The following is a 22,575-nucleotide window of genomic DNA, read 5'->3' on the forward strand; positions in this document are numbered from 1 at the left end:
GCCGTCCTTACTGTTTCGGCTGATCGGCAGGTTGCGCCGCTGCCGCCTGCCCCTGTGCCGCTTCGCGACGCGGGATCACCTTTTGGCCCGGCGTCAGGAACGCACCTGCCGAGCGTACGACGCGTTCGGTGCCGTCCAGCCCTTGTACGATCTGTACGCCCGCATCGGTGACCTGGCCGATCGTGACCGCACGGCGGACCGTTTCGTTCTGCGCGTTCAGGATATAGACGAAGCTGCCCTCATTGTCGCTGAGCACGGCCGAATCCGGCAGCACCGGCGCGGAACTGGCACCCGAGATGATGCGTGCGCTGGCAAACCCGCCGGGGCGAAGTGCCGGCGAATAGCTGAGCGCGATGCGGGCGATGCCCTGGCGCGTCGCCGGGTCGATGACCGGGGAGACCTGCCACACCTGGCCGGTGAATGCCTCGGTGCTGCCGACGGGGGTGACTTCGGCCTGTACCCCGGCGCTAACGCGGGCAAGGTCGCCTTCCGAGAGCTGCGCGCGCATTTCCAGCTGGCCGCCCTGGGCGATGCGGAACAGCACGCCGCTGCCCGACGACACGATCTGGCCGGGCTCGACGGTGCGCGTCAGCACCAGTCCGGCAGCGGGCGCGCGGATGTCGAGCCGGTTGTTGCGCGCACGGGTTTCGGCAAGCTGTGCCTCGGCGGCGCGAACGCGGGCGACCGCGCCGTCGCGCGTCGCGGTGCGGCGCTCGATATCGGCAGTCGAGACGAAACCGCGCGACACCAATTGCTTGGCGCGATCGAGTTCGGACTGAGCGAGATCGGCATCGGCGCGCGCGACGCGGACCTGCGCCGCCAGCGTTTCGGCGGTTTGCGACTGGACCGATCGATCGACGACGGCAAGCACCTGTCCGGCACCGACCCAGCTACCGGGTTCGACCAGGACACGCGTGACAAGGCCACCTTCGCCCGCCACGCCGACGGGCATTTCGCGGCGTGCGGCAAGCGATCCGGTGCCGGTGATGACGCTGCCCGTAACCTGACGACCGGGAACCACCACCGTGACGGTGGGCATCGCGCCCGATTTGCCCGCCGGAGCGGCACCTGCATCCGGTGCTGCGGCTTCGTCACCACCCATGAAGAAGAACGCCGCGAGCAGGATCGCGACGATCGCGACGATGCCGCCGACGATCCACGCTTTTCGATTCGAGCGACGCTCGGTTCCGTCTTCCAGCATCACCGTCGTTCGGCCGTCGGCCATGCTCCGCCCCTCGATATCCATCTGTCCCAACCCTTCGCTCGGCACCTTGCACCGACCGTTTCTATCCTGTGTGTTATAGGAATAGATCACCGCCGACAAGCGGTCCTTTTATCGATCGCGCAAATGCCGTTTTTCAGGGGGTTAGGCAAGTGTTTCGATAGCGTTCCAAATACCGGCTTGCCATGGCCGAAGCGACGCGCGACCCTTGGCACGCGATCCTGTGATCAGGCGCGACGATTTTGAGGGAGAGGACGATGCCCGACGGTATAATTGGCTGGCTTTTGATCGGACTGGTGGCAGGCGCGCTGGGCAAGTTCATCATGCCCGGCAAGGATCCCGGCGGATGTTTCGTGACGATCCTGATCGGGATCGCGGGCGCATTGCTCGCCGGATTCGTCGCGCAATCGGCGGGGGTCGGACTCGACGGCTTTTGGCGCAGCTATGGCGCGGCGACGCTGGGGGCGATCGTGCTGTTGGCGTTGTACCGTCTGATCATCGCGCGGCGGGTTAGATAGGTTTTGATCGCCACGGCGATGAGGCAGCATCGGCATTCTCCCGCCTCGTCTGTTTGGCGCGCTCCCGCACGCGGGCGGCACCAGCCCTCTCCCCCACCCACCACCCAATCAGCATCATGTCTTGGGTGGTGGGTGGGGGAGAGGGCCTGTGCCGCCGCCCATCGCCGAGAGGCGGTCGTACAAGACTCGATCGAATTTACGTTCAGCGAACGTTGTCTGCGTCTTGGTTATTCGCACCCTTGCGGCGCGCATCTGCGGCCGTGGAAAACGATAGAACAGGAATTCCCATGCGTTCGATCCTATTGGCGGCAACCGCCGCGATGCTTATCCCGCTTTCCGCGGCTGCCCAGCAGCAGGCGGTGCCCGCAGCGCCGGTGCTGCTCGACGCGACCTTGCTCGACGTCATGGCGGAGGGACGCTCGACCCGCGTGCCCGATCTGGCGACGATTCGCGCAGGCGTGGTGACGCAAGGGACGACCGCGCAGGCGGCATTGTCGGAAAATGCGGCCCGCATGGACCGCGTCATCGCCGCGCTGAAGCGCGCGGGCGTCGCCGATCGCGACCTTCAGACCGCGACGATCCAGCTCAATCCGCAATATCGTTATGGAGAGAATGTGCCGCCGACGATCACCGGCTATCAGGCGACCAACACCGTGTCGGTGCGTTTTCGCGATGTCGCGAAGTCGGGCGCGATCCTGGACGCGCTGGTGCGCGAGGGCGCGAACCAGATCGACGGGCCGAACTTGGGCGTGGAGGCGATGGACGCGGCGATGGACGAAGCGCGCACCGACGCGATCCGCCGCGCGCGGGCTCGTGCAGAACTTTATGCCAAGGCGGCGGGGTTGCGGGTCGAGCGTATTCTCGTGATCGCCGAAGGCGCGACCGCGCTGCCACCGCAGCCGATGCCCCAGATGATGATGCGCGCCGAAATGGCGAAAGACAGCCAGGTGTTGCCGGGCGAGCAAGAGATCAACGCAACCGTGACGGTGCGGTTTTTGCTTCGTTAAGGCGAGGCAGTTTCAGGGTGTCATTGCGAGCGTAGCGAAGCAATACAGAGCGACCCGCGCCGACCTGAATTGCTTCGCGGCGCTCGCAATGACGAAATTTGCCGAAGTCCCTGCGATCGGCAGCAGCGGGACACGAAAAAGGGCCGCTCCCTTCACAGGGGCGGCCCTTTCTTTGCGTCCAGTCGGGCGGCGCGTTTAGCGCACCGAACCGCGACGGATCAGGTTGACGATGGCGAGCAGGATGACTGCACCGACCAGCGAGGTCAGGAACGTCGTCACGGTGATCGCGTCGTTGATGCCGCCGCCGAAGATCAGGCCAGCGATGAACGCGCCGACAATGCCGACGACGATGTTGAGCAGGATGCCCTGCTGCGCATCAGTCCGCATGATCAGGCTGGCGAGCCAGCCGCATACGCCACCGACGACGAGCCAAACGATAATTCCGATCATATTCAGTCCCTCCGTTATCCCCCGGTTACGTCGGGGTACTGAGGCAAAGACTCGTGAAAGGAAGTAAGGTTCCGGGAGCGTTCTGATTCCGGTCGTGCGTTAACCGCTTAATATTTCTGCTGTCGTTCGTAGAGCGACTTGTAATGCTGGATGCGGGTGACGCGCAGGCCGGGCATGCCCGACCGGTCGATCGCGCGCTGCCAGCCGGCGAATTCCTCGACCGTCAGGCCGTATCGCTCGCATACTTCGTCCACGCTGAGCAGTCCGCCGTTGACCGCGGCCACCACCTCGGCCTTGCGGCGTACGACCCACCGCGTCGTCTCGGGCGGGGGCAATGTGTCCAGGGTCAGCGGCTCTCCGAGCGGACCGATGACCTTGGCGGGACGGATTTTCTGGTTTTCGATCATTACAACCCTCGGGTCGGGCGGGGGCGCCCGGCTACTGACTCGAACGACGAATAACGCGATGGTTTGAACATCGCCTGAAATGGCGGGGTAAACGCGGCGTTCATGCGTCTTTCCCGGTCGTTACCGCGCGCGACGCGGCGGTATTGAACGCGCCGTCGCGCGGGGCGAGCAACGCGCGTGCGATGGCGGTCTGCGTCATCCCGGCCTGGACTCGCGCGGTCGGCGACGCCGCCTGGCACGCGGCGATCCCGACCAGCAACACCGCCAGATCGGGTTCGATCGGGGTGACGCAGGCGTTGCGATCAAAGGTGAAACTCAAATCCAAGCGGGATACTCGACTCTTATGTTTGGCCTTGTCTGGAAAAGCCGGTTGTAGGGACGAGTGCTAAAGGGCTGGTAAATGTCGCTTCATTTCGTCGCATGGTTGCCAATTTCGCCGCGCCTTTGCGTCTTTTGGCCGCGCGCACTATCTAGCCCGTCATGATTCCCGCCGATTTCCAGTTGAGCGCGCCGACGGGCGCAAAGCGTATCGTCGTCGCCATGTCGGGCGGAGTCGATTCGTCGGTCGTCGCAGCACTTGCCGCCAGATCGGGGGCGGAGACGATCGGGGTGACGCTGCAACTCTACGACCATGGCGAGGCGGTGGGGCGCGCGGGGAGCTGCTGCGCGGGACGCGATATTCGCGATGCGCGCGCGGTGTGCGACCGGCTGGGCATCGCGCATTATGTCTTCGATCACGAATCAAGCTTTCGCGAGCAGGTGATCGACGATTTCGCCGACGAGTATCTGGCCGGTCGCACGCCGATCCCGTGCGTTAAATGCAATATGGGTCCAAAATTTACCGACCTGTTCAAACTCGCGCGCGACTTGGGTGCCGATTGCCTGGCGACCGGCCATTATGTGCAGCGCGTCGAGGGTGTGGAGGGCGCGGAGCTTCACCGCGCGATCGATCCGGCACGCGACCAGAGCTATTTCCTGTTCGCGACCACGCAGGATCAGCTCGATTATCTGCGGTTCCCGCTGGGGGGCATGGAAAAGAAGCTGGTGCGTGAACTGGCGGCCGAACTGGGACTGGGAGTCGCGGGCAAGCCCGACAGCCAGGACATCTGCTTCGTCCCCGACGGCGATTACGCGCGGCTAGTGACCAAGCTGCGCCCCGATGCGGTGCATGTCGGCGACATCGTCGATACCGCGGGTCGCAAGCTGGGCGAACATGGCGGGATCATCCATTTCACCGTCGGCCAACGCCGCGGGCTGGAGATTGGCGGCAGCCCCGAGCCGCTCTATGTCGTGCGGCTGGATGCCGAGCGACAGCAGGTCGTGGTGGGTCCACGCCGCGCGCTGGCGGTGGCCGCCGCGCAGCTGACCGACATCAATTGGCTGGGCGGCGATTTTGACGGACCTTTGACGGCCAAGGTGCGATCGATGGCCAAACCAGTGCCCGCGCGGATGGAGAGCGGTCGGCTGGTATTCGATGCCCCCGAGTATGGCGTCGCGCCGGGACAGGCGGCGGTGCTCTATGCGGGCGAGCGGGTGCTGGGCGGCGGCTGGATCGCGGAGACGGAAAGCGCGGTGCTGGAAGCGGCCGCGTAGACTACGCCGTCACCCCGGCCGAAGTGCCGGGGTCCACCAGGCGGCTTCGTTGAGCGTTCAAACTGAACGATAAGCGTTCGGCACAGTGGACCCCGGCACTCCGGCCGGGGTGACGGGTGGTTTGGTGATCTCCTAAAGGGTGAACCGTCCCTCGATCACGGTCACGCAGCGTCCGCGCAGCACCACCCGGTCGCCCAGCAGTTCGCAATCGATGTGCCCGCCGCGCTTGCTCGCCTGAAACGCGGTGAAGCGGGCACGACCAAGGCGTTCGGCCCAGAACGGGGTAAGGACGCTGTGCGCCGAGCCGGTAACCGGGTCTTCGTCGATCCCGGCGGCGGGTGCAAAGACGCGGCTGACGATGTCGGTGTCGTCACCCGCTGCGGTGACGATGTTGAGCGTGTTGCCGAGTGCTGCCAGTGCGCGGAAATCGGGGGTCAGGGTGCGGACGGCATCGGCGCTGTCGAGCATGGTAAGGTCGTAGCCGTTCGGATGGTGGAATGTTTCGCCGCCTTCGACCCCCAGCGCTGCCCTCAACCCCGGCAATGCACTTGGTGGCGGCGAATAGGCGGGGAGCGCCATCGCATAACCCGCCCCGTCGCGTTCGACCGACAGCAGCCCGGCCTTGCGGGTGCGGAACGTCACGCCGTCGCGTGGCGGCTCGCGCGTCAGGACGAAATGGCCGCTCGCCAGTGTCGCATGGCCGCACAAGGCGACTTCGGTAGCGGGGGTGAACCAGCGCAGCTCGTAGTCCGCCGCGCCGCTATTGTCGGCAACCAGAAATGCGGTTTCGCTGAGGTTGTTCTCCTCGGCGATGGTCTGAAGCACTGCATCGTCGAGCCAGGCGTCGAGCGGCATCACCGCTGCCGGATTGCCGGCGAATGGTCGGTCGGCGAAGGCGTCGATCTGGGCAAAGGGTATGTGGGTCATGGGGATGCCTTCGTAGTTCGGGCACCACCTAACCGTTTGTTTCGAGCGTAGTCGAGAAACGTGATCTCGGCGTTGCGGTCGCGTTTCTCGACTTCGCTCGAAACAAGCGGTGGTTGGGAGGGTATTCCGATGTCAGCCACAATCACGACGTTCGCGCCCGCAGCTTGGCCAGTTCGTCCGCCTCGACCAGCGGGTTGTCGGGCTCGTCGATCCGTCCTTCGGGATCAATATGGATGAACACCTCGCAATCGGGAAAGGCATCGGCGAAGCTCGCTTCGATGCGCTCGACCACTTCGTGCGCCTCGGCGACGGTCAGGTGCGCGTCCATCCACATGTGGAACTGGACGAAATCCTTGTTGCCGCTGGTGCGGGTGCGCAGGTCATGGAGGTGGCGGATCTCGGGATGGCGGGCCGCGACTTCGACGAAGCGCAGGCGCTTTTCCTCGGGCCATTCCTTGTCCATCAACTGATTGATTGCTTCTTCGGCGGCGCGCCACGCGCCGAACAACAGCCACAGGCCGATGGCGATGCCGAACAGAGGATCGGCAACGCTAAGCCCCAGATACTGGTCGAGAATCAGCGCGGCGATCACCGCGGAATTGAGCAGCAGGTCGCTTTGATAATGCACCCGGTCGGCCCCGATCGCGACCGACCGGGTCTGGGCGATGATGTGCTTTTGATAGGAGGTCAGCGCCAGCGTCACGATGATCGCGAAGACCGACACGCCGATGCCGATCGCGCCTTCGCTCGGCTGCGCGCCGTCGGAGAAGCGCGACACCGCCTGACCGAAGATGAAAAAGGCCGACACCGCGATCAGCGCGACCTGAAACAACGCCGCCAGTGCCTCCGCCTTGCCGTGGCCGAAGCGGTGGTCGTGGTCGGCGGGCTGCGCCGCCAGATGCACTGCGAACAAGGTGACCAGAGAGGCGACCAGATCGAGCAGGCTGTCGGCCAGGCTGGCGAGTACCGCAACCGATCCGGTAGTCCATGCCGCCCAGGATTTGACGAGGCCGAGCGTGACCGCACAGGCGACGCTGGCGATCGCGGCGCGTTTGGCGAGCGGGATCATCGCCGAACGCTCATGGGTAGAGCAAAATCTCGTCCCAGCCATCGCCCGCGCGCACGAACAGGCGGCGCTCATGGAGGCGGTGGGCGCGGTCCTGCCAGAATTCGATTTTCGCCGGGATCACGCGGTAGCCGCCCCAATGCGGCGGGCGGGGAACGTCGCCGCCGTCGAATCGCGTCTTCATCGCCTCGAATCGCGCTTCGAACGTCTCTCGCGCATCGAGCGGGCGCGACTGGTCCGATGCCCATGCGCCGAGCTGCGAATCGCGGCTGCGGCTGGCGAAATAGGCGTCGGATTCGGCATTGCTGACGGGCTCGACCCGGCCTTCGATGCGAATCTGGCGGCGGATCGATTTCCAGTGGAACAGCAGCGCCGCGACCGGATTTGCCGCCAGCGCGTCCGCCTTTCGGCTTTCGCGGTTGGTGTAGAAAACGAAGCCACGCTCGTCATGCCCTTTGAGCAGCACCATGCGCACCGCGGGCTGCCCATCGGCATCGACGGTTGCCAGCGCCACGGCATTGGGATCGTTTGGCTCGCCCGCCTGAGCCTGGGCATACCAATCGTCGAACAGGGGCAGGATCGTTTCGCGCATGGGAAGGGCGATACGCCGCGCACCTTTTGCTGTCGAGCCGATCAAGCGTGTTGCGCCGCCGCATCCTTTGTGGTTGCGTCAGCGCGATGTCCGGCCCCGTGCTTCCCGCCCCGTCCGCCGACCTGTTCGACGCGTGCGTGATCGCCGATCGCTGGATCGACGATTATTGCAGCCAGACGATTGCGTCCGACATGCTGTGCGGTGCCAGCGGCGATGCACGTGAGGCATGGCGCGTGGCGTTCGAGGAAGCGGCCAGCGTCTCGGGTGAGGCGATCGGGCTGGTGACCGAACGCGCACAGCGACAGGCCGAGGATATCGGCACCGGCTTTCGTATCCCCGGCGAAAGCGACGAGCGCCCCTGGCCACTGTCGCCGATCCCGCTGCTGATCGACGGGCACGAATGGGCAGGGATCGAACGCGGAATCGCCCAGCGTGCCGAGCTGATGGAATGCGTGATCGCCGACATTTACGGCCCCGGCCGATTGGTTGCGGGCGGTCAGATTCCGGCAGCGTTGGTCGCGGGCAGCCCGTTCTTCATGCGCCCGATGGTGGGGATGGAGCCGCCGGGGGGCAAGCATCTGCATTTCTTCGCCGCCGATCTGTGTCGCGGCCCGGAAGGGGGCTGGCGCGTGCTGGCCGATCATCTGCGCGCGCCGACGGGGGCGGGCTATGCGCTGGAAAACCGGTTGGCGATGGCGCGGACATTGGGCGGATTGCAGGCGCGGTTGAATATCGAGCGGCATGCGCCGTTTTTCGCGCGGATGCGCGATGGCCTCGCGGCGGCGTGCAGGCGTGCCGAACCGCGCATCGGACTGCTGACACCGGGACGGTTCAACCCCAGCTATGCCGAACAGGCGCATCTGGCGCGCTATCTAGGGTTCCTGCTTGTCGAGGGCGCGGACCTCGCGGTGCGCGACGATCAGGTCTATGTCCGCACGATCGCGGGCATGAAGCGCATCGACGGGTTGTGGCGTCGGCTCGATCCCCGCCTGCTCGATCCGCTGGCGTTCGATTCGCATTCCCAGATCGGGGTCGCGGGGCTGGTCGATGCGATGGCGGCGGGTAATGTGGTGGTGTCGAACGCGCCGGGCGTGGGCGTGATGGAATCGCCCGCCTTCGCCGCGTTCCTGCCGTCGCTGGCGCTCAGGCTGACGGGCGAAGCCTTACGCATTCCCAATATCGCGACCTGGTGGTGCGGCCAGCCGCGCGAATGCGACGAAGTACGCAGCGAGCTGACCAACATGTTGATCGCGCCCGCATTCGGGCAATCGGTGCTGGGACTTGCGGGCGGCCCCACGCTGGGATCGGAACTGGATGCGGACGCGCGCGCGCGGCTGCTCGCCGATCTCGACCGCCGGCCACAGGATTATGTCGGGCAGGAAGTGGTGCGGCTGTCGACCATGCCGGTGGCAACCGGAAACGGTATCGAGGCACGGCCCTTTACGCTCCGCGTGTTCGCGGCGCGCGATGCGAACGGCAAATGGGTGGTGCTGCCCGGCGGTTTCGCGCGCATCGGCGAGCATCCCGATCCGCGCGCGGCGGTGATGGGCGAAGGCACTTTCTCTGCCGATGTATGCATTCACGGGGCCGATCCGGTCGACGCGGTATCGCTGTTGCCGCCGGTCGATTCGGTGCAGTTGCGGCGCAATCCGGGAACGCTGCCCAGCCGCGCGGCGGACAATCTGTTCTGGCTGGGGCGCTATCTGGAGCGCGGGCAGGCGCTGTTGGGGGCGATCCGCGTTCTGCTGGGCCACTCGATCAGCGCGGATACCGGCGCGGCGCTGCCGGAGGCGACATTGCGCGGGTTGGTCGATCTGATCGCCGCCAAGGGTGCGGCCCCCGCGCCTGCAACGATGCGGCGTGCCGAACTGACCGGGTTCGCCCGTCATGCGCTGGAGCATGAATCGGGCTGGCAAAGCGTCCGGTCGATCAACCGCAGCGCGCAGGACATCGGCGCAGGATCGCGCGACCGGTTGTCGGCGGATGTGATTCGGCTGCTGGACGCACCGTTTCCGGTCAAGGGCAGCTTGCTCGAACGCGCAGGCACGCTCCAGCGACGCTATGCCGCGCTCGCCGGGCTGTCGGCCGAACATATGGCGCGCACCGATGCGTGGCGCTTCCAGGACATGGGGCGACGGATCGAACGCGGCCTGTCAATCGTCCGCGCGGTCAGCGCCTTTGCGGGAACCGATGCTACCGCGGACGACCTGTCCACTTTGCTCGATCTGGGCGACAGCCAGATCAGCTATCGTCAGCGTTACCTGACCGGCATCGCGCGTGTGCCCGTCATCGATCTGGTGCTGCTCGATCCTGGTAATCCGCGCAGCCTGGCCTATCAGGTCGAACGGATCGTTACGCATCTGACGGCGCTTCCGGTCCTGTCCGATGATGGACTGGCCGAGCCGCAACAGGCGCAGGCGACGCAACTCGCGGCGCTTGTGACGACGGCGACAGCGGCAAACGTGGACCCGATGCTGCTGATCGATTTCGAGCGTCGATTAGGACAATTGTCCGAAAGCATCGCGCGACGGTATTTCCTGCAAGGCGCCGAACCCTTGCGCGCAGGTGGGCTGACGCTGGCATGATGCATTATCAGGTCCGGCATGTGACGCGGTTCGATTATGCCAATCGCGTGGCGTTCGCGCGGTGCAATCTGCGGCTGAAGCCGATCGACTGGCCGGGACAGGTGTTGCTCGATTACGACCTGATCGTCGAGCCCGACAGTCACACCGCGCCAGCGCGCGCCGAGGCAGGATTGGCGCATGTCGTGCGGCTGGTGGTGGACAAACCGGTGAGGCAATTGACCATCGAAAGCATCGCGCGCGTCGATGTCGATCGTCCGGTGCCGATGCCGTCGGCGGACGATCCGACGCTCGCCGACATCGCCGCCTGGGCACGGGCGAGCCGCGACATCTCTCCCTCTGGCCCGGCCAGCTATCTGTTTCCGTCGCCGCGCATTCCGCTCGACCCCGCGATCGCCGACTATTGCGCCGCCGATCTGGACCCCGGGCGTGGCGCTCTGGAAGCGGGAATCGCGCTGGCGCGGCGCATCCAGTCGGATTTCGACTTCGATACGACCGCGACTTTGGTCGATACCCCGCCGATCGAAGCGTTTTCGAAACGCGGCGGCGTGTGCCAGGATTTCGCGCAGATCATGATTTCGGGGCTGCGCGCGGCAGGGCTGCCGGCGGCCTATGCATCGGGCTATATCCGTACGCTGCCGCCCGAAGGCCAGCCGCGGCTGGTGGGGGCGGATGCGACCCATGCCTGGGTGCTGCTGTGGTGCGGGCCGAATCTGGGATGGGTCGGGCTCGATCCCACCAACGGCATCTGGATGGCGGGCGACCATATCGTCATGGCGGTCGGCCGCGATTATGGCGACATCGCGCCGATCGATGGGGTGGTGCTGGGATCGGGCGTGCAGGCGATGAAGGTGTCGGTGGACGTGGAGCCGCTGGATGCGACCACGGTTTCCGAGCCTCCCCACGCAGTTCGTTTCGAGCGAAGTCGAGCAACGTAAGCGAGGTGCTCGTGAGCGTTTCTCGACTTCGCTCGAAACGAACGGGATAAGGTAGTGTTCTGGCCCTTGCGCGTTGCGGCTGTTACGCCGATCTAACACACTAGCAAATCGCCAAATCGAACAGGGAATTCATGGCCGATCCGTATTCAACCTTGGGTGTCGCACGCGGGGCGAGCGAAGCCGAAATCAAGAAAGCGTATCGCAATCTCGCGAAACAGCTTCATCCGGATCGCAACAAGGACAATCCCAAGGCGTCGGAAAAATTCAGCCAGGTCACCAATGCCTATGACCTGCTGACCGACAAGGACAAACGCGCGCGCTTCGACCGCGGCGAGATCGACGGCGACGGCAACCCCACCAATCCGTTTGCCGGAATGGGCGGCGGCGGGCAAGGTGGCCAGTACCGGTCGGGCGGATCGCAGTTCGATTTCAATAGCGATGGCGCCGATGTCGGCAGCATGTTCGAGGAATTGTTCGGCGGTGCCCAGCGGCGCGGCGGGGGCGGCTTTTCGGGCGGGTTTGGTGGCTTTGGGCGGCGTCCGAGCCCCAAGGGCGCGAATGTCGGATACAAGTTGCAAGTCCCGTTCACCGACGCCGCCGCGCTCGCCCCCCAGCGGATTACGCTGGCCGATGCCAAGACGATTGATCTGAAACTCCCCGCCGGGGTCGAGACCGGCACGCAAATGCGCCTGTCCGGCAAGGGCCAAGAGGGTCCAGGCGGCAATGGCGACGCGATCGTGACGATCGAGGTCCAGCCGCACCGCTTTTTCACGCGCGACGGCGATGATGTGCGTCTGGATTTGCCGGTTTCGCTCAAGGAAGCGGTTTTGGGCGCGCAGGTACGCGTGCCGACCGTCGAAAAGCCGGTGATGTTGACGGTTCCCAAGGGCAGTTCGTCTGGCAAGACGTTCCGGCTGAAGGGCAAGGGATTTCACAAGAAGGGCGGCGGACGCGGCGACCAGTTGGTGACGTTGGTCGTCGATCTGCCCGCGGGCGATGCGGCGCTGGAAGCGTTCGTCGAGGGTTGGACGCCGATCGGCGACGGGAACCCGCGCGCCAAGTTGGGCGTCTAAAGTCCGACGATTAAGCTCATAAGGAGCAATTTTATCGCAATCGAACCCCACCCGTTCGTTTCGAGCGAAGTCGAGAAACGTCTGCCAGCGCGCGGATCGCGTTTCTCGACTTCGCTCGAAACGAACGGTTCTAGGGGGTTGCGCGCTCGGTGACCGACGAAATCTCCTCCCAGTCGCCCGAAGCTCGGGCAAGGTCGCCGTTTCGCAAGCGGCTGGAGCAGATGGGCGTCAGCGAACGCGTGCTGGAGGTCACAAAACGCGTGCTGGTCGGCACCTATACCGACGGATTTACGCACGCGGGCAACCTCGCCTATTTATCGCTGCTGACGCTGTTTCCCTTCTTCATCGTCGCCGCTGCGCTTGCGCGTATTTTCGGACGAACCGGGGACAGTCTTCAGGCGCTCAACGCCTTCCTGCAGACCGTGCCGCCTGAGGTGGCGATGCTGTTGCAAAAGCCGGTGGTCGACGTGCTCGCCGCGCGATCGGGCAATCTGCTGTGGATCGGCGCGCTGGTCGGGCTGTGGACGACGGCGAGTTTTATCGAAACGGTACGCGACATCCTGCGCCGAGCATACGGCGTGCCGTTCAGTCGTCCATTCTGGGAGTATCGGCTGACCTCGGTCGGGATCATCATCGGTTCCGTCATCATGGTGCTGATCGCGTTCAGCTTTCAGATCGTGTTGACCGGGGTCGAGCAGTTCATCGTCCGGCTGCTGCCATTCGCGACCGATGCGGCGCAGATCGTTCAGGTATTGCGGATCGCACCCGCGCTGGCGCTGTTCGGGGCGCTCTATCTATTGTTCTACACGCTGACGCCGGGGCGCTATCGCAAGAGCAACTGCCCGAAATGGCCGGGCGCGGCCTTTACCGCCGGATGGTGGATGCTGACGACCGCGCTGTTGCCGCTCGTGCTCTCGTCGCTCGGAAGCTACGATTTGACCTATGGCAGCCTTGCAGGCGTGATGATCGCCTTGATTTTCTTCTATATCGTGGGATTGGGCGTGGTGATGGGTGCCGAACTCAACGCGGCGCTGGCAGAAAAGCCGAATGGCGCGCTAGAAGCGCCATCCGACCAACAAGGGAATGAAGCGGCGTGACCGGATTGATGGCAGGAAAACGCGGGCTGATCATGGGCCTCGCCAATGATCGTTCGCTGGCATGGGGCATCGCCAAGAAGCTGGCCGAACATGGCGCGGAAATGGCGTTCAGCTATCAGGGCGAGGCGCTGGAAAAGCGCGTGCGGCCGCTGGTGGAGCAACTGGGCTGTGATTTCCTGATCGAATGCGACGTGTCCGACATGGCCGATCTCGACCGTGCGTTCGACGAGTTGAAGGCGCGGTGGGAGACGATCGATTTCGTGGTCCACGCGATCGGCTTTTCGGACAAGAACGAATTGCGCGGGCGGTATTACGACACCAGCCTCGACAATTTCCTGATGACGATGAACATCTCGGTCTATTCGTTCACCGCGGTGTGCAAGCGCGCGCAGGCGATGATGCCGAACGGGGGATCGCTGCTGACGCTGACCTATTACGGGTCGGAAAAGGTCGTGCCGCATTATAACGTCATGGGCGTGGCCAAGTCTGCGCTGGACACGTCGGTCCAGTATCTCGCCGTCGATCTCGGACGCGACAATATCCGCGTAAACGCGATCTCGGCGGGGCCGATCAAGACGCTGGCGGCAAGCGGGATCGGCGATTTTCGCTATATCCTCAAATGGAACGAGCTGAACGCGCCGCTGAAGCGCAACGTGACGATCGAGGATGTCGGCGGCTCCGGCCTCTATTTCCTGTCCGATTTGTCGAGCGGCGTGACCGGCGAAATCCACCATGTCGATGCCGGTTATCACGTCGTCGGCATGAAGGCCGAGGACGCGCCCGACATCGCGCTGAGCTGATCGGGAGACGCGCGTGACGATCGAGGTGAGAGTCGCGCAGCCCGAGGACGTTCCCGCGATCGACGCCCTGCTGCGCGCGAGCTTTCCCGCGCCGGACGAGGCGTTGCTGGTCCAGCGGTTGTGCATGGACGGCGACATGGTGCTGGCGATGGTGGCCGAGGAAGCGGACGCGCTTGCAGGGGTCGCCGTGTTCAGCCGGATGACGGTCGAGGTGGCGGGTAAGCCGATCGCCGCGGTCGCGCTGGCGCCGGTTGCGACCGCGCCCACGCACCGACGGCAGGGCGTAGCGGAGGCGCTGGTCGCGGCGGGGCATGACCGGCTTCGCGATGCCCAAGTCATGCTGTCTTTCGTGCTCGGCGATCCGGCTTATTACGGGCGCTTCGGCTATGCCGCCGATTGGGCCACGGGCTTCGACAGCCCCTATGCCGGGGAATATTTTATGGCCGTACCCTTACAGGACGGCGCGATGCCGTGCGGCGTTCGGGGGCGGTGCGATCACGCGGCCGCGTTCGCGATGCTGGGGGAAGACGCATGAGCATCGACCGGTCAATCCTTCTTGTCGCCCGACACCATTGATGCCGGCTATATTCAAAGAGGCGGGATATCGATTCCACTTCTATTCCGACGAAGGCAATCCGCGGGAACCCGTGCATGTGCATGTCTTCAAAGACGGTGTGGATGCGAAGCTGTGGCTGTATCCCGACGTACAGTTTGCGTATAACCACGGGTTCGACGCACGCACTCAGCGATGGATCGTCAAAACAGTGATGCTGCGCCGCTCCGAGATCGAGGATGCCTGGAATGAACATTTCTCCACGCGCCGTTGAGGTGAATTTCGACACCGACCAGATGTGGGTCCGGCTAGACGATGGGCGCGTTCTGGGCGTGCCGCTTGCTTGGTTTCCGAGGTTGCGAAATGGCTCGGTGGCCGACCTTCGAGCTGTCGAGATCAGTCCGACGGGCTTGCACTGGGACGCGCTGGACGAGGACATTTCGATCGCTGGCTTGCTTGCGGGTCGCGGCGACCAAACGCGAGGCTCGCGCAGCGCCGCATGAGCTGGAACAGCTTCGGGCGGGTGTTCCGCTTCACCACCTGGGGCGAAAGCCATGGTCCGGCGCTGGGCGTTGTCATCGACGGGTGCCCGCCGGGGATTGCGTTGTCGGAAGGCGATATCCAGCCGTTTCTCGACAAGCGACGTCCCGGCACCTCGCGCTTCACCACCCAGCGGCGCGAGCCCGATCAGGTGCGCATCCTGTCGGGCGTGTTCGAGGGGAGGACGACGGGCACGCCGATTTCGCTGATGATCGAGAATGTGGATCAGCGGTCGAAGGATTATTCCGAGGTCGCCAAGGCGTATCGTCCGGGCCATGCCGATTATGCCTATGACGCCAAATACGGGTTTCGCGATCATCGCGGTGGCGGGCGGTCGTCTGCGCGCGAGACGGCGGCGCGGGTCGCGGCGGGGGCGGTCGCGAGATTGGTGATTCCCGAAGTGACGATCACCGGCTGGGTCGAGGCGATCGGCGGCGATGCGATCGATCCGGCGCGGTTCGATGCGAACGAGATTGCCAACAACCCGTTCTTCGGTCCCGACCCCCAGGCGGCGATCCGCTGGGAAGCATTGGTCGATGGTGCGCGCAAGGCGGGGTCTTCGCTGGGTGCAGTCGTGGCGTGCGAGGCAAGCGGGGTTCCCGCAGGCTGGGGCGCACCACTCTATGCCAAGCTCGACAGCGAGTTGGCGGCGGCCGCAATGTCGATCAACGCGGTGAAGGGGGTAGAGATCGGCGATGGCTTCGGCGCGGCGATGCTGTCGGGCGAGCAGAATGCCGATGCGATGCGACCCGGTGTGGAAGGCCCGGACTTCCTCGCCAATCACGCAGGCGGGATCGCGGGCGGCATTTCCACCGGGCAGCCGGTGCGGCTGCGCGTGGCTTTCAAACCGACAAGCTCGATCTTGACCCCGGTGAAAACGATCACGCCCGAAGGCGAAGCGACCGAGATCGCAACCAAGGGGCGCCACGACCCCTGCGTCGGCATAAGGGGCGTTCCAGTGGTCGAGGCGATGATGGCGCTGGTGCTAGCGGATCAGAAGCTGTTGCACCGGGCGCAATGTGGCTGAAATAAGGCTCGCCTCGCCGGTTGGTGAGTGATTCGAGGGGTGAGCCGAACTTTAAAAATGGCTCAAAAGCGCCATTTCCGATGTTGTAAGGGGCGAAACAACACGGAGAATTTGAAATCATGCGTACCAAAGCACTTGCTTCTGCCTTGATCCTGTTCGGTTCGACCGCCGCTCTGGCGCAGGTTGCCGATACCCAGGACGCGCCGGTCGAAAACAACATGCAGGCCGAAGAAGCTTGGGACAACAGCACCACGCCAGCACCGACCACCGATCCGGTGCCTGCGGAACCGGTGCCTGCGGATGAAACGACACCGCCCGCGCCGACCGAAGAGCCGATGGGTGAGCCGAGCGAGGACGACCTCACGACCCCGCCGACCGATCCGACGCCGCCACAGGGTTGAGCCCAGAGGGTGAATGAAGAGGGCCGGGGAGCGATCCCCGGCCCGTTTTTGGGCTTATTCCATTTCGCCCGTTCGTTTCGAGCGAAGTCGAGACATGTATTGCGAGCGGTTCGCTAGCGTTTCTCGACTTCGCTCGAAACGAACGGGTGTGGTGACAACCCTCAGTCCGCGAACAGCAGGACGGGGGTTTCGACGAGTTTCTTGAGCGCTTGCACATAGCTGGCCGCGTCCCAGCCATCGACGACGCGGTGGTCGCAGCTGATCGAAAAGTTCATCAGCTTGGCCCGCACGATGTCGTCGCCCTGAAACATCGGGCGCTCGACAATCTTGTTGGGGCCGAGGATCGCGACTTCGGGGCGGTTGATGACCGGTGTGGTCGCGATGCCGCCAAGTGGGCCGAGCGAGGTGATCGTGATCGTCGATCCAGACAGCTCTTCCGACTTGGCCTTGCCGGTGCGCGCCGCGTCGGCGAGGCGACCGATCTCGCTCGCCAATTGCCAGACATTCATGTCCTGCGCGTCGCGGATGACGGGGACCATCAGGCCCGCATCGGTCTGGGTCGCCATGCCGAGGTGCACGCGACCCGACCGTGTGACTACGCCCACTTCGTCGTCGTAACGCGCGTTGAGCATCGGGAAGTCCGGCAAGCTGCGGCAGATCGCGACGATCAGGAAGGGCAGCATCGTCAGTTTCGGGCGATAGCCGCGATTGGCGTTCAGGTCCGCGCGCATCGCCTCCAGCGCGGTGACGTCCATTTCATCGACATAGGTGAAGTGCGGGATGTTGCGCTTCGACGCAGCCATGTTCTCGGCGATGCGGCGGCGCATGCCGATGACCTTGACGGTCTCGTCCGCGCGGGCGCGGCTGACGTGCGGCGCATGATAGCCCTCGCCGCTGCCATAGCGAAGGAACGCGTCAAGATCGGCGTGGCGGATGCGGTCGCCATCGGTTCTGACCGATGCGAGATCGATGCCGAGTTCCTTGGCGCGTAGGCGGACGGCGGGGGAGGCAAGCGCTTTGTGATCCTCCTTGCGCGCTTCCCTATCCCCGTTCGGACTGAGCTTGTCGAAGTCCTGTCCTTCTTCTTTCTTGCTCGGCCCGGAAGAGAAGGACAGCGCTTCGACAGGCTCAGCGCGAACGGTTTGTGGGGTGGGCGTAGGGACAGGAGCCTCACCGTCTTTCGCACCGGGCGTTTCCGCTTCGATCTGCTCGACGGCTTCGTCCGATGCGGGCGTTTCTGCGACCTCGCCTTCGGTTTCGATCACCACCAGTGTCGATCCGATCGCAACCTGATCGCCGACTTCGCCTGCCAGTTCGACGACCGTGCCTGACACTGGCGATTCCATCTCGACCGTCGCCTTGTCGGTCATCATGTCGGCGATCTGCTGATCTTCCTCGACCCGGTCACCGACCTTGATATGCCACGCCACGATTTCGGCTTCGGAAATGCCTTCGCCAATGTCCGGCAGGCGAAACTTGAACTGCGCCATGCTTAGTCCTTCATGATCTTTTTGAGCGCCATGCCGATCCGCACGGGGCCGGGGAAGTAAGCCCATTCCAGGCTGTGCGGGTAGGGCGTGTCGAAGCCAGTGACGCGTTCGACCGGGGCCTCCAGGTGATAGAAGCAGCGTTCCTGTACCAGCGCCGACAGCTCCGCGCCGAAGCCTTGCGTGCGGGTCGCTTCGTGGACGATCAGGCAGCGGCCGGTTTTCTTCACCGATTCCTCGATCGTCTCGATGTCGAGCGGAACGAGCGTGCGGAGATCAATGATCTCTGCATCGATGCCCGCTTCGCGCACCGCCTCTGCCGCGACATGGACCATCGTGCCGTAAGCGAGCACGGTGAGTGCTTCGCCGGGCCGCACGATCGCCGCCTTGCCAAGCGGGATGCGGTAATAGCCAGTGGGGACTTCGCCTGCCGGGTGTTTCGACCAATTGCTGGCGGGTTTGTCCCAATGGCCGTTGAACGGGCCGTTATAGATGCGCTTGGGTTCGAAGAAGATGACCGGGTCATTGTCCTCGATCGCGGCGATCAGCAGGCCCTTTGCGTCATAGGGGTTCGACGGAATCACGGTTTTCAGGCCGGAGACGTGCGCGAAGATCGCCTCCGGTGATTGGCTGTGCGTCTGGCCACCGAAGATGCCGCCGCCAAAGGGCGAGCGCACGGTGATCGGCGCGGTGAACTCGCCTGCCGAGCGATAGCGGAGGCGGGCGGCTTCCGACACGAGCTGGTCGAGCGCGGGGTAGATGTAATCAGCGAACTGGATTTCGGGGACGGGGCGCAGGCCGTACGCGCCCATGCCGACCGCGACGCCGATGATGCCGCATTCGGTGATCGGGGTGTCGAACACGCGGGTCTTGCCGAATTTCTTCTGCAAGCCCGCGGTCGCGCGGAACACGCCGCCGAAATAGCCGACATCCTCGCCCATCACGATGACGTTGGGGTCGCGGTCCATCAGCACGTCCATCGCCGAATTGATCGCCTGGATCATGTTCATGCGGACGCTGTCGCCTTCGCGGTCGGGCGTCGGCGCGATGCGGGCTTCGGGAGTTTCGAGATCGCTCATATCGCTCACTTCCGATCCCATGGACGGCCGCTTGTCTGTTCCTCGTCCAGCATCTGCTGACGCTGCTCCTTCAGATGCCAGGGCATTTCCTCGTACACGCCGTCGAACAGCGTATCGAGCGGCTGGTGGAGGCCGTGGCCGAGGATGCCGTTCTTCTCGGCTTCCTTCTGCGCGGCCTTTACCGTCTCGGCGAGTTCGAGATCCTGCGCGGCATGGCGTTCCTCGTCCCATTCGCCGAGCTTGATGAGGTGATCCTTCAACCGCTTGATCGGATCGCCCAGCGGCCATTCGGTCGCCTCATCCGCGCTGCGATACTGGCCGGGATCGTCGGAGGTGGAATGGCCTTCGGTCCGGTAGGTGAAATGTTCGATCAGCGTCGGCCCCTGATTGGTGCGTGCGCGCTCCGCCGCCCATTCGGTCGCGGCATAGACTGCGAGTGCGTCGTTGCCGTCGATGCGCAGCCCCGCAATGCCGTAGCCGACCGCGCGTGCCGCAAACGTCGTCGCCTCCGCGCCCGCAAAGCCCGAAAAGCTGGAGATCGCCCACTGATTGTTGACGACATTGAGGATGACGGGTGCGCGATAGACCGTGGCGAAGGTCAGGGCGGAGTGGAAATCGCCCTCCGCGGTCGAACCCTCTCCGCACCAGGTCGCGGCGATGCGGGTATCGCCCTTTGCCGCCGATGCCATCGCCCAGCCCACGGCCTGCGGATATTGCGTCGCGAGATTGCCCGAGATCGAGAAGAACGCGCCTTCCTTTGTCGAATACATGATCGGCAACTGCTTGCCTTGCAGGCGGTCGGCGCTGTTCGAATAGATCTGGTTCATCATGTCGACCAGCGACCAGTCGCGCGCGATCAGGATGCCCTGCTGGCGATAGCTGGGAAAGGTCATGTCGTCGCGTTGCAGCGCCATGGTGGCCGCAACCGCGACCGACTCTTCGCCGGTCGCCTTCATGTAGAAACTGGTCTTGCCTTGGCGCTGGGCGCGGAACATGCGCTCGTCGAACGCACGCAGCAGCGCCATGTAGCGGAGCATCTGGCGCAACTTGTCGGGGGAAAGGCGCGGGTTCCACGGGCCGACCGCATTGCCTTCGTCGTCCAGCACGCGGACCAGCGTGAACGCCAGGTCGTGGAACTTGTCGGCGGCCTCGGCCGTGTCGGGCCGACGCTGCTCGCCCGCAGGCGGCACGTCGAAATCGCTGAAATCGACTGCGTCGCCGGGCCGGAATTTGGGCTCGGGTACGTGCAGCGATAGCGGCGGCAAATTGGCGCGCGATGGCTCGCCGGTCATGGTCTCTCCCGAGCAATAATGGGTCATGTCGCGTCCAGCAGAACGCGCGAACCCGGTTCGGCTTCCCTGTTATATAATTTCAATGCCGATGGCGAGAGGGGGGAGGCGCTAAGCCGCGAAAGCCCTGAAATGCGCGGGTTTCGGCGGTTCCGCGCGCGATATTTGGCTGATGGACGTCATCGGACCATCCCAAAAGATCGGGGGATCACCAATAGGGCGCGAACGGAAATTGCACGCGAGGCCTGTCCAGCGAACGAAAGTCTCCAAACTGCGACGGTTCAGCGCGATTCGCGACTCAATTTGATTGCAGCTTTTCGAGCATGGCGGTGGCCGCGGCGGTTTCGGCTTCCTGTTTGGACGCGCCCTCAGCCTCGACCTCGGCAAGCTTGCCCACGGTGACGCGTATCCTGAATCGCGGCGCGTGATGGGGTCCGAAGCGCTCGACGATGGTGTATTCGGGCGGGCGGCGGTTATGCGCGGCGGCCCATTCCTGAAGCGCGGATTTGGGGTGTTTGGGCGCGCGGGTCTGGGTTTCGATGCGGTCGGCCCAGGCGCGGCGGACGAAATCGCGCGCGGCGTCGAGCCCATGATCGAGATAGAGCGCGCCGATCAGGGCCTCCATCACATCGCCCAGCACATTGTCGCTATCGCCCGCGCCGTCGTCGCGCGCCTGCTTGCCCAGCTTCATGCGCGCGGCCACACCGACCTCTCGCGCGACGTCGGCACACGCCGCCCCGGTCACCAGCGCGTTGATCCGGCGAGACAATTTGCCCTCGGGTTCATCCGGGAATCGCTCGAACAACCAGTCGGCCATGACGAGGCCAAGCACGCGGTCGCCCAGAAACTCCAGCCGCTCGTAATTCTCGACCGCCTGGCTGCCATGCGTCAGGGCGCGGACATAGGGGGCAAGGTTGCTGGGCCTGCGCCCCAGCGTTGCGGTCAGCCAGTCGATCAGGTCGGCGTCGCTCAAAAGCCTTCCCCGATGCGCTCCCACCGCGCGGCGGTGAACCAGGTCCAGGGCATCAACCACTGGGCATTGCCGTCGGTCGACCAGAAATTGACGACCGCCTTGCCCTGGATATTTTCTAGCGGCACGAATTCGATGCCGCCCGCCAGATGCTGGAATCGGCTGTCCTTCGAATCGTCGCGATTGTCGCCCATCATGAAGGCGTGGCCTTCTGGCACGGTGAAGGTTTCGGTGTCGTCGGGCAGGAAGCTGCCCTGGTCGAGTACCATATAGCTTTTGCCGTTCGGCAGCGTTTCGCGGAACTGCGGCACGCGGCAGATCGGCGTGCCGTCGGTGTCCGTCGACACGAATTCGCCGCGGCAGCCATTGGTTTCGTTGAAATTGGGGGTCAGCGGCAGGACGAAATCGGCGACGCGCTGTTTCGGCACGGGCTGGCCGTTGAGGATGATCTGACCGTTGCTCATCTGGATCGTGTCGCCGGGGACGCCGATCACGCGCTTGATCCAGTCGTCGGCGTCCTGCGGCGGCGCCTTGAACACCGCGACATCGCCGCGCTCGGGGGTGGAGGCGAAGACGCGACCGGGGATCAGCGGCAGGCTAAACGGCAGCGAATGCTTGGAATAGCCGTAATTCCATTTGGTGATGAAAAGATAGTCGCCGACGAGCAGGCGCGGCAGCATCGATCCCGACGGAATGACGAAGGGCGAGATCAGGAAACTGCGGATGATGAAGACGAAAATCGCGAGCTTCAGCAGAAAGATCGCGGTGTCGCGCAGTTCCGATTTGGGCTTAGCCGCGGGCGCGCCGCCCTTGCCGATCGGTTGCGGGGTATCGTCTGCGGGGAGGCCCGCGTTGTCGGTGTGGTCGGCCATGTGTGTTGCTGTGCTGGCACGCGAGGGTTGCGTCAAGGTTTTGATCCTCCCCGTTGGCGGGGAGGTGGCAGCGCGATAGCGCTGA

The 22,575-nt window shown here is 64.4% G+C and carries 25 protein-coding genes; 13 read left to right on the forward strand and 12 right to left on the reverse strand.

All coding sequences use genetic code 11. The features are described 5' to 3' along the window. Positions 1-7: 7 nt before the first annotated feature. Positions 8-1,225, reverse strand: coding sequence for an efflux RND transporter periplasmic adaptor subunit (locus tag ENHY17A_RS02270; RefSeq protein WP_236547702.1), 1,218 nt, complete (start codon positions 1,223-1,225; stop codon positions 8-10). A gap of 254 nt (positions 1,226-1,479) precedes the next feature. Here ENHY17A_RS02270 and ENHY17A_RS02275 point away from each other — a divergent pair, with 254 nt between their 5' ends. Beyond that, on the forward strand, positions 1,480-1,740 hold the full coding sequence (locus tag ENHY17A_RS02275) for a GlsB/YeaQ/YmgE family stress response membrane protein (protein ID WP_159709691.1): 261 nt from the start codon (positions 1,480-1,482) through the stop codon (positions 1,738-1,740). A gap of 287 nt (positions 1,741-2,027) precedes the next feature. Further along, a complete protein-coding gene (locus ENHY17A_RS02280; protein WP_159709693.1) occupies positions 2,028-2,747 on the forward strand; it encodes an SIMPL domain-containing protein in 720 nt (239 codons plus the stop codon). A 195-nt stretch (positions 2,748-2,942) separates the two neighbouring features. On the opposite strand, the gene ENHY17A_RS02285 is transcribed toward ENHY17A_RS02280, so the two are convergent. From ENHY17A_RS02285 to ENHY17A_RS02295, 3 genes are all read right to left on the reverse strand, one after another. Then, positions 2,943-3,194 (reverse strand): GlsB/YeaQ/YmgE family stress response membrane protein, encoded by a 252-nt coding sequence (locus tag ENHY17A_RS02285; protein ID WP_159714037.1) that lies wholly within the window; start codon positions 3,192-3,194, stop codon positions 2,943-2,945. 110 nt (positions 3,195-3,304) lie between these two features. Then, the gene (sciP, locus tag ENHY17A_RS02290; protein WP_010160517.1) at positions 3,305-3,604 is read right to left on the reverse strand and encodes a CtrA inhibitor SciP; all 300 of its coding nucleotides are present in this window, start codon (positions 3,602-3,604) and stop codon (positions 3,305-3,307) included. 100 nt (positions 3,605-3,704) lie between these two features. Further along, entirely contained in the window at positions 3,705-3,923 is a 219-nt protein-coding gene (locus ENHY17A_RS02295) for a hypothetical protein (RefSeq protein WP_236547703.1), read from the reverse strand. A 161-nt stretch (positions 3,924-4,084) separates the two neighbouring features. On the opposite strand from ENHY17A_RS02295, the gene mnmA reads away from it, so the two are divergent. Continuing rightward, complete coding sequence (gene mnmA / locus ENHY17A_RS02300) at positions 4,085-5,197, forward strand: tRNA 2-thiouridine(34) synthase MnmA (protein WP_159709695.1); 1,113 nt, start codon at positions 4,085-4,087, stop codon at positions 5,195-5,197. A 132-nt stretch (positions 5,198-5,329) separates the two neighbouring features. On the opposite strand, the gene ENHY17A_RS02305 is transcribed toward mnmA, so the two are convergent. From ENHY17A_RS02305 to pdxH, 3 genes are all read right to left on the reverse strand, one after another. Beyond that, entirely contained in the window at positions 5,330-6,124 is a 795-nt protein-coding gene (locus ENHY17A_RS02305; protein ID WP_159709697.1) for a PhzF family phenazine biosynthesis protein, read from the reverse strand. Positions 6,125-6,266: 142 nt separating this feature from the next. Next, positions 6,267-7,193, reverse strand: coding sequence for a cation diffusion facilitator family transporter (locus tag ENHY17A_RS02310; RefSeq protein WP_159709699.1), 927 nt, complete (start codon positions 7,191-7,193; stop codon positions 6,267-6,269). Between the two features lie 10 nt (positions 7,194-7,203). Next, on the reverse strand, positions 7,204-7,782 hold the full coding sequence (gene pdxH / locus ENHY17A_RS02315) for a pyridoxamine 5'-phosphate oxidase (protein WP_159709701.1): 579 nt from the start codon (positions 7,780-7,782) through the stop codon (positions 7,204-7,206). Positions 7,783-7,868: 86 nt separating this feature from the next. Here pdxH and ENHY17A_RS02320 point away from each other — a divergent pair, with 86 nt between their 5' ends. The 10 genes from ENHY17A_RS02320 to ENHY17A_RS02365 all read left to right on the forward strand — a co-directional run bounded on the left by ENHY17A_RS02320 (position 7,869) and on the right by ENHY17A_RS02365 (position 16,793). Continuing rightward, complete coding sequence (locus ENHY17A_RS02320) at positions 7,869-10,367, forward strand: circularly permuted type 2 ATP-grasp protein (RefSeq protein WP_159709703.1); 2,499 nt, start codon at positions 7,869-7,871, stop codon at positions 10,365-10,367. Continuing rightward, a complete protein-coding gene (locus ENHY17A_RS02325; RefSeq protein ID WP_159714041.1) occupies positions 10,367-11,302 on the forward strand; it encodes a transglutaminase family protein in 936 nt (311 codons plus the stop codon). Before ENHY17A_RS02320 ends, ENHY17A_RS02325 begins: the two co-directional genes overlap by 1 nt. A 131-nt stretch (positions 11,303-11,433) precedes the next feature. Further along, positions 11,434-12,375 carry a DnaJ C-terminal domain-containing protein gene (locus ENHY17A_RS02330; protein ID WP_159709705.1) on the forward strand — a complete coding sequence of 314 codons (942 nt, stop codon included), beginning with the start codon at positions 11,434-11,436 and terminating at the stop codon, positions 12,373-12,375. Positions 12,376-12,596: 221 nt separating this feature from the next. Further along, positions 12,597-13,472 (forward strand): YihY/virulence factor BrkB family protein, encoded by an 876-nt coding sequence (locus ENHY17A_RS02335; RefSeq protein WP_159714043.1) that lies wholly within the window; start codon positions 12,597-12,599, stop codon positions 13,470-13,472. Next, entirely contained in the window at positions 13,469-14,272 is an 804-nt protein-coding gene (gene fabI / locus ENHY17A_RS02340; RefSeq protein ID WP_159709707.1) for an enoyl-ACP reductase FabI, read from the forward strand. Before ENHY17A_RS02335 ends, fabI begins: the two co-directional genes overlap by 4 nt. Before the next feature lie 13 nt (positions 14,273-14,285). Further along, on the forward strand, positions 14,286-14,807 hold the full coding sequence (locus tag ENHY17A_RS02345) for a GNAT family N-acetyltransferase (protein WP_236547704.1): 522 nt from the start codon (positions 14,286-14,288) through the stop codon (positions 14,805-14,807). Between the two features lie 40 nt (positions 14,808-14,847). Further along, positions 14,848-15,099 (forward strand): DUF4160 domain-containing protein, encoded by a 252-nt coding sequence (locus tag ENHY17A_RS02350; RefSeq protein WP_159709709.1) that lies wholly within the window; start codon positions 14,848-14,850, stop codon positions 15,097-15,099. Beyond that, a complete protein-coding gene (locus tag ENHY17A_RS02355) occupies positions 15,074-15,328 on the forward strand; it encodes a DUF2442 domain-containing protein (RefSeq protein ID WP_159709711.1) in 255 nt (84 codons plus the stop codon). The genes ENHY17A_RS02350 and ENHY17A_RS02355 overlap by 26 nt, the downstream gene beginning before the upstream one ends. Beyond that, positions 15,325-16,392 (forward strand): chorismate synthase, encoded by a 1,068-nt coding sequence (gene aroC, locus ENHY17A_RS02360; protein WP_159709713.1) that lies wholly within the window; start codon positions 15,325-15,327, stop codon positions 16,390-16,392. The genes ENHY17A_RS02355 and aroC overlap by 4 nt, the downstream gene beginning before the upstream one ends. A 119-nt stretch (positions 16,393-16,511) precedes the next feature. Beyond that, entirely contained in the window at positions 16,512-16,793 is a 282-nt protein-coding gene (locus tag ENHY17A_RS02365) for a hypothetical protein (protein ID WP_159709715.1), read from the forward strand. A gap of 161 nt (positions 16,794-16,954) precedes the next feature. Here the strand turns inward: ENHY17A_RS02365 and ENHY17A_RS02370 are convergent, their stop codons facing one another. The 5 genes from ENHY17A_RS02370 to lepB all read right to left on the reverse strand — a co-directional run bounded on the left by ENHY17A_RS02370 (position 16,955) and on the right by lepB (position 22,490). Then, the gene (locus ENHY17A_RS02370) at positions 16,955-18,283 is read right to left on the reverse strand and encodes a dihydrolipoamide acetyltransferase family protein (protein WP_159709717.1); all 1,329 of its coding nucleotides are present in this window, start codon (positions 18,281-18,283) and stop codon (positions 16,955-16,957) included. Positions 18,284-18,285: 2 nt separating this feature from the next. After that, positions 18,286-19,290: an alpha-ketoacid dehydrogenase subunit beta gene (locus ENHY17A_RS02375; protein WP_159714047.1), complete on the reverse strand. Its 1,005-nt coding sequence runs from the start codon at positions 19,288-19,290 to the stop codon at positions 18,286-18,288. A gap of 74 nt (positions 19,291-19,364) precedes the next feature. After that, a complete protein-coding gene (locus tag ENHY17A_RS02380; protein WP_159709719.1) occupies positions 19,365-20,651 on the reverse strand; it encodes a 3-methyl-2-oxobutanoate dehydrogenase (2-methylpropanoyl-transferring) subunit alpha in 1,287 nt (428 codons plus the stop codon). Positions 20,652-20,946: 295 nt separating this feature from the next. Further along, a complete protein-coding gene (gene rnc, locus ENHY17A_RS02385; RefSeq protein ID WP_159709721.1) occupies positions 20,947-21,621 on the reverse strand; it encodes a ribonuclease III in 675 nt (224 codons plus the stop codon). After that, the gene (lepB, locus tag ENHY17A_RS02390; protein WP_159709723.1) at positions 21,618-22,490 is read right to left on the reverse strand and encodes a signal peptidase I; all 873 of its coding nucleotides are present in this window, start codon (positions 22,488-22,490) and stop codon (positions 21,618-21,620) included. Before lepB ends, rnc begins: the two co-directional genes overlap by 4 nt. Between the last annotated feature and the right edge of the window lie 85 nt (positions 22,491-22,575).

The sequence above is a fragment of the Sphingomonas sp. AX6 genome (genome assembly GCF_902506605.1).
Taxonomy (GTDB): Bacteria; Pseudomonadota; Alphaproteobacteria; order Sphingomonadales; family Sphingomonadaceae; genus Sphingomonas.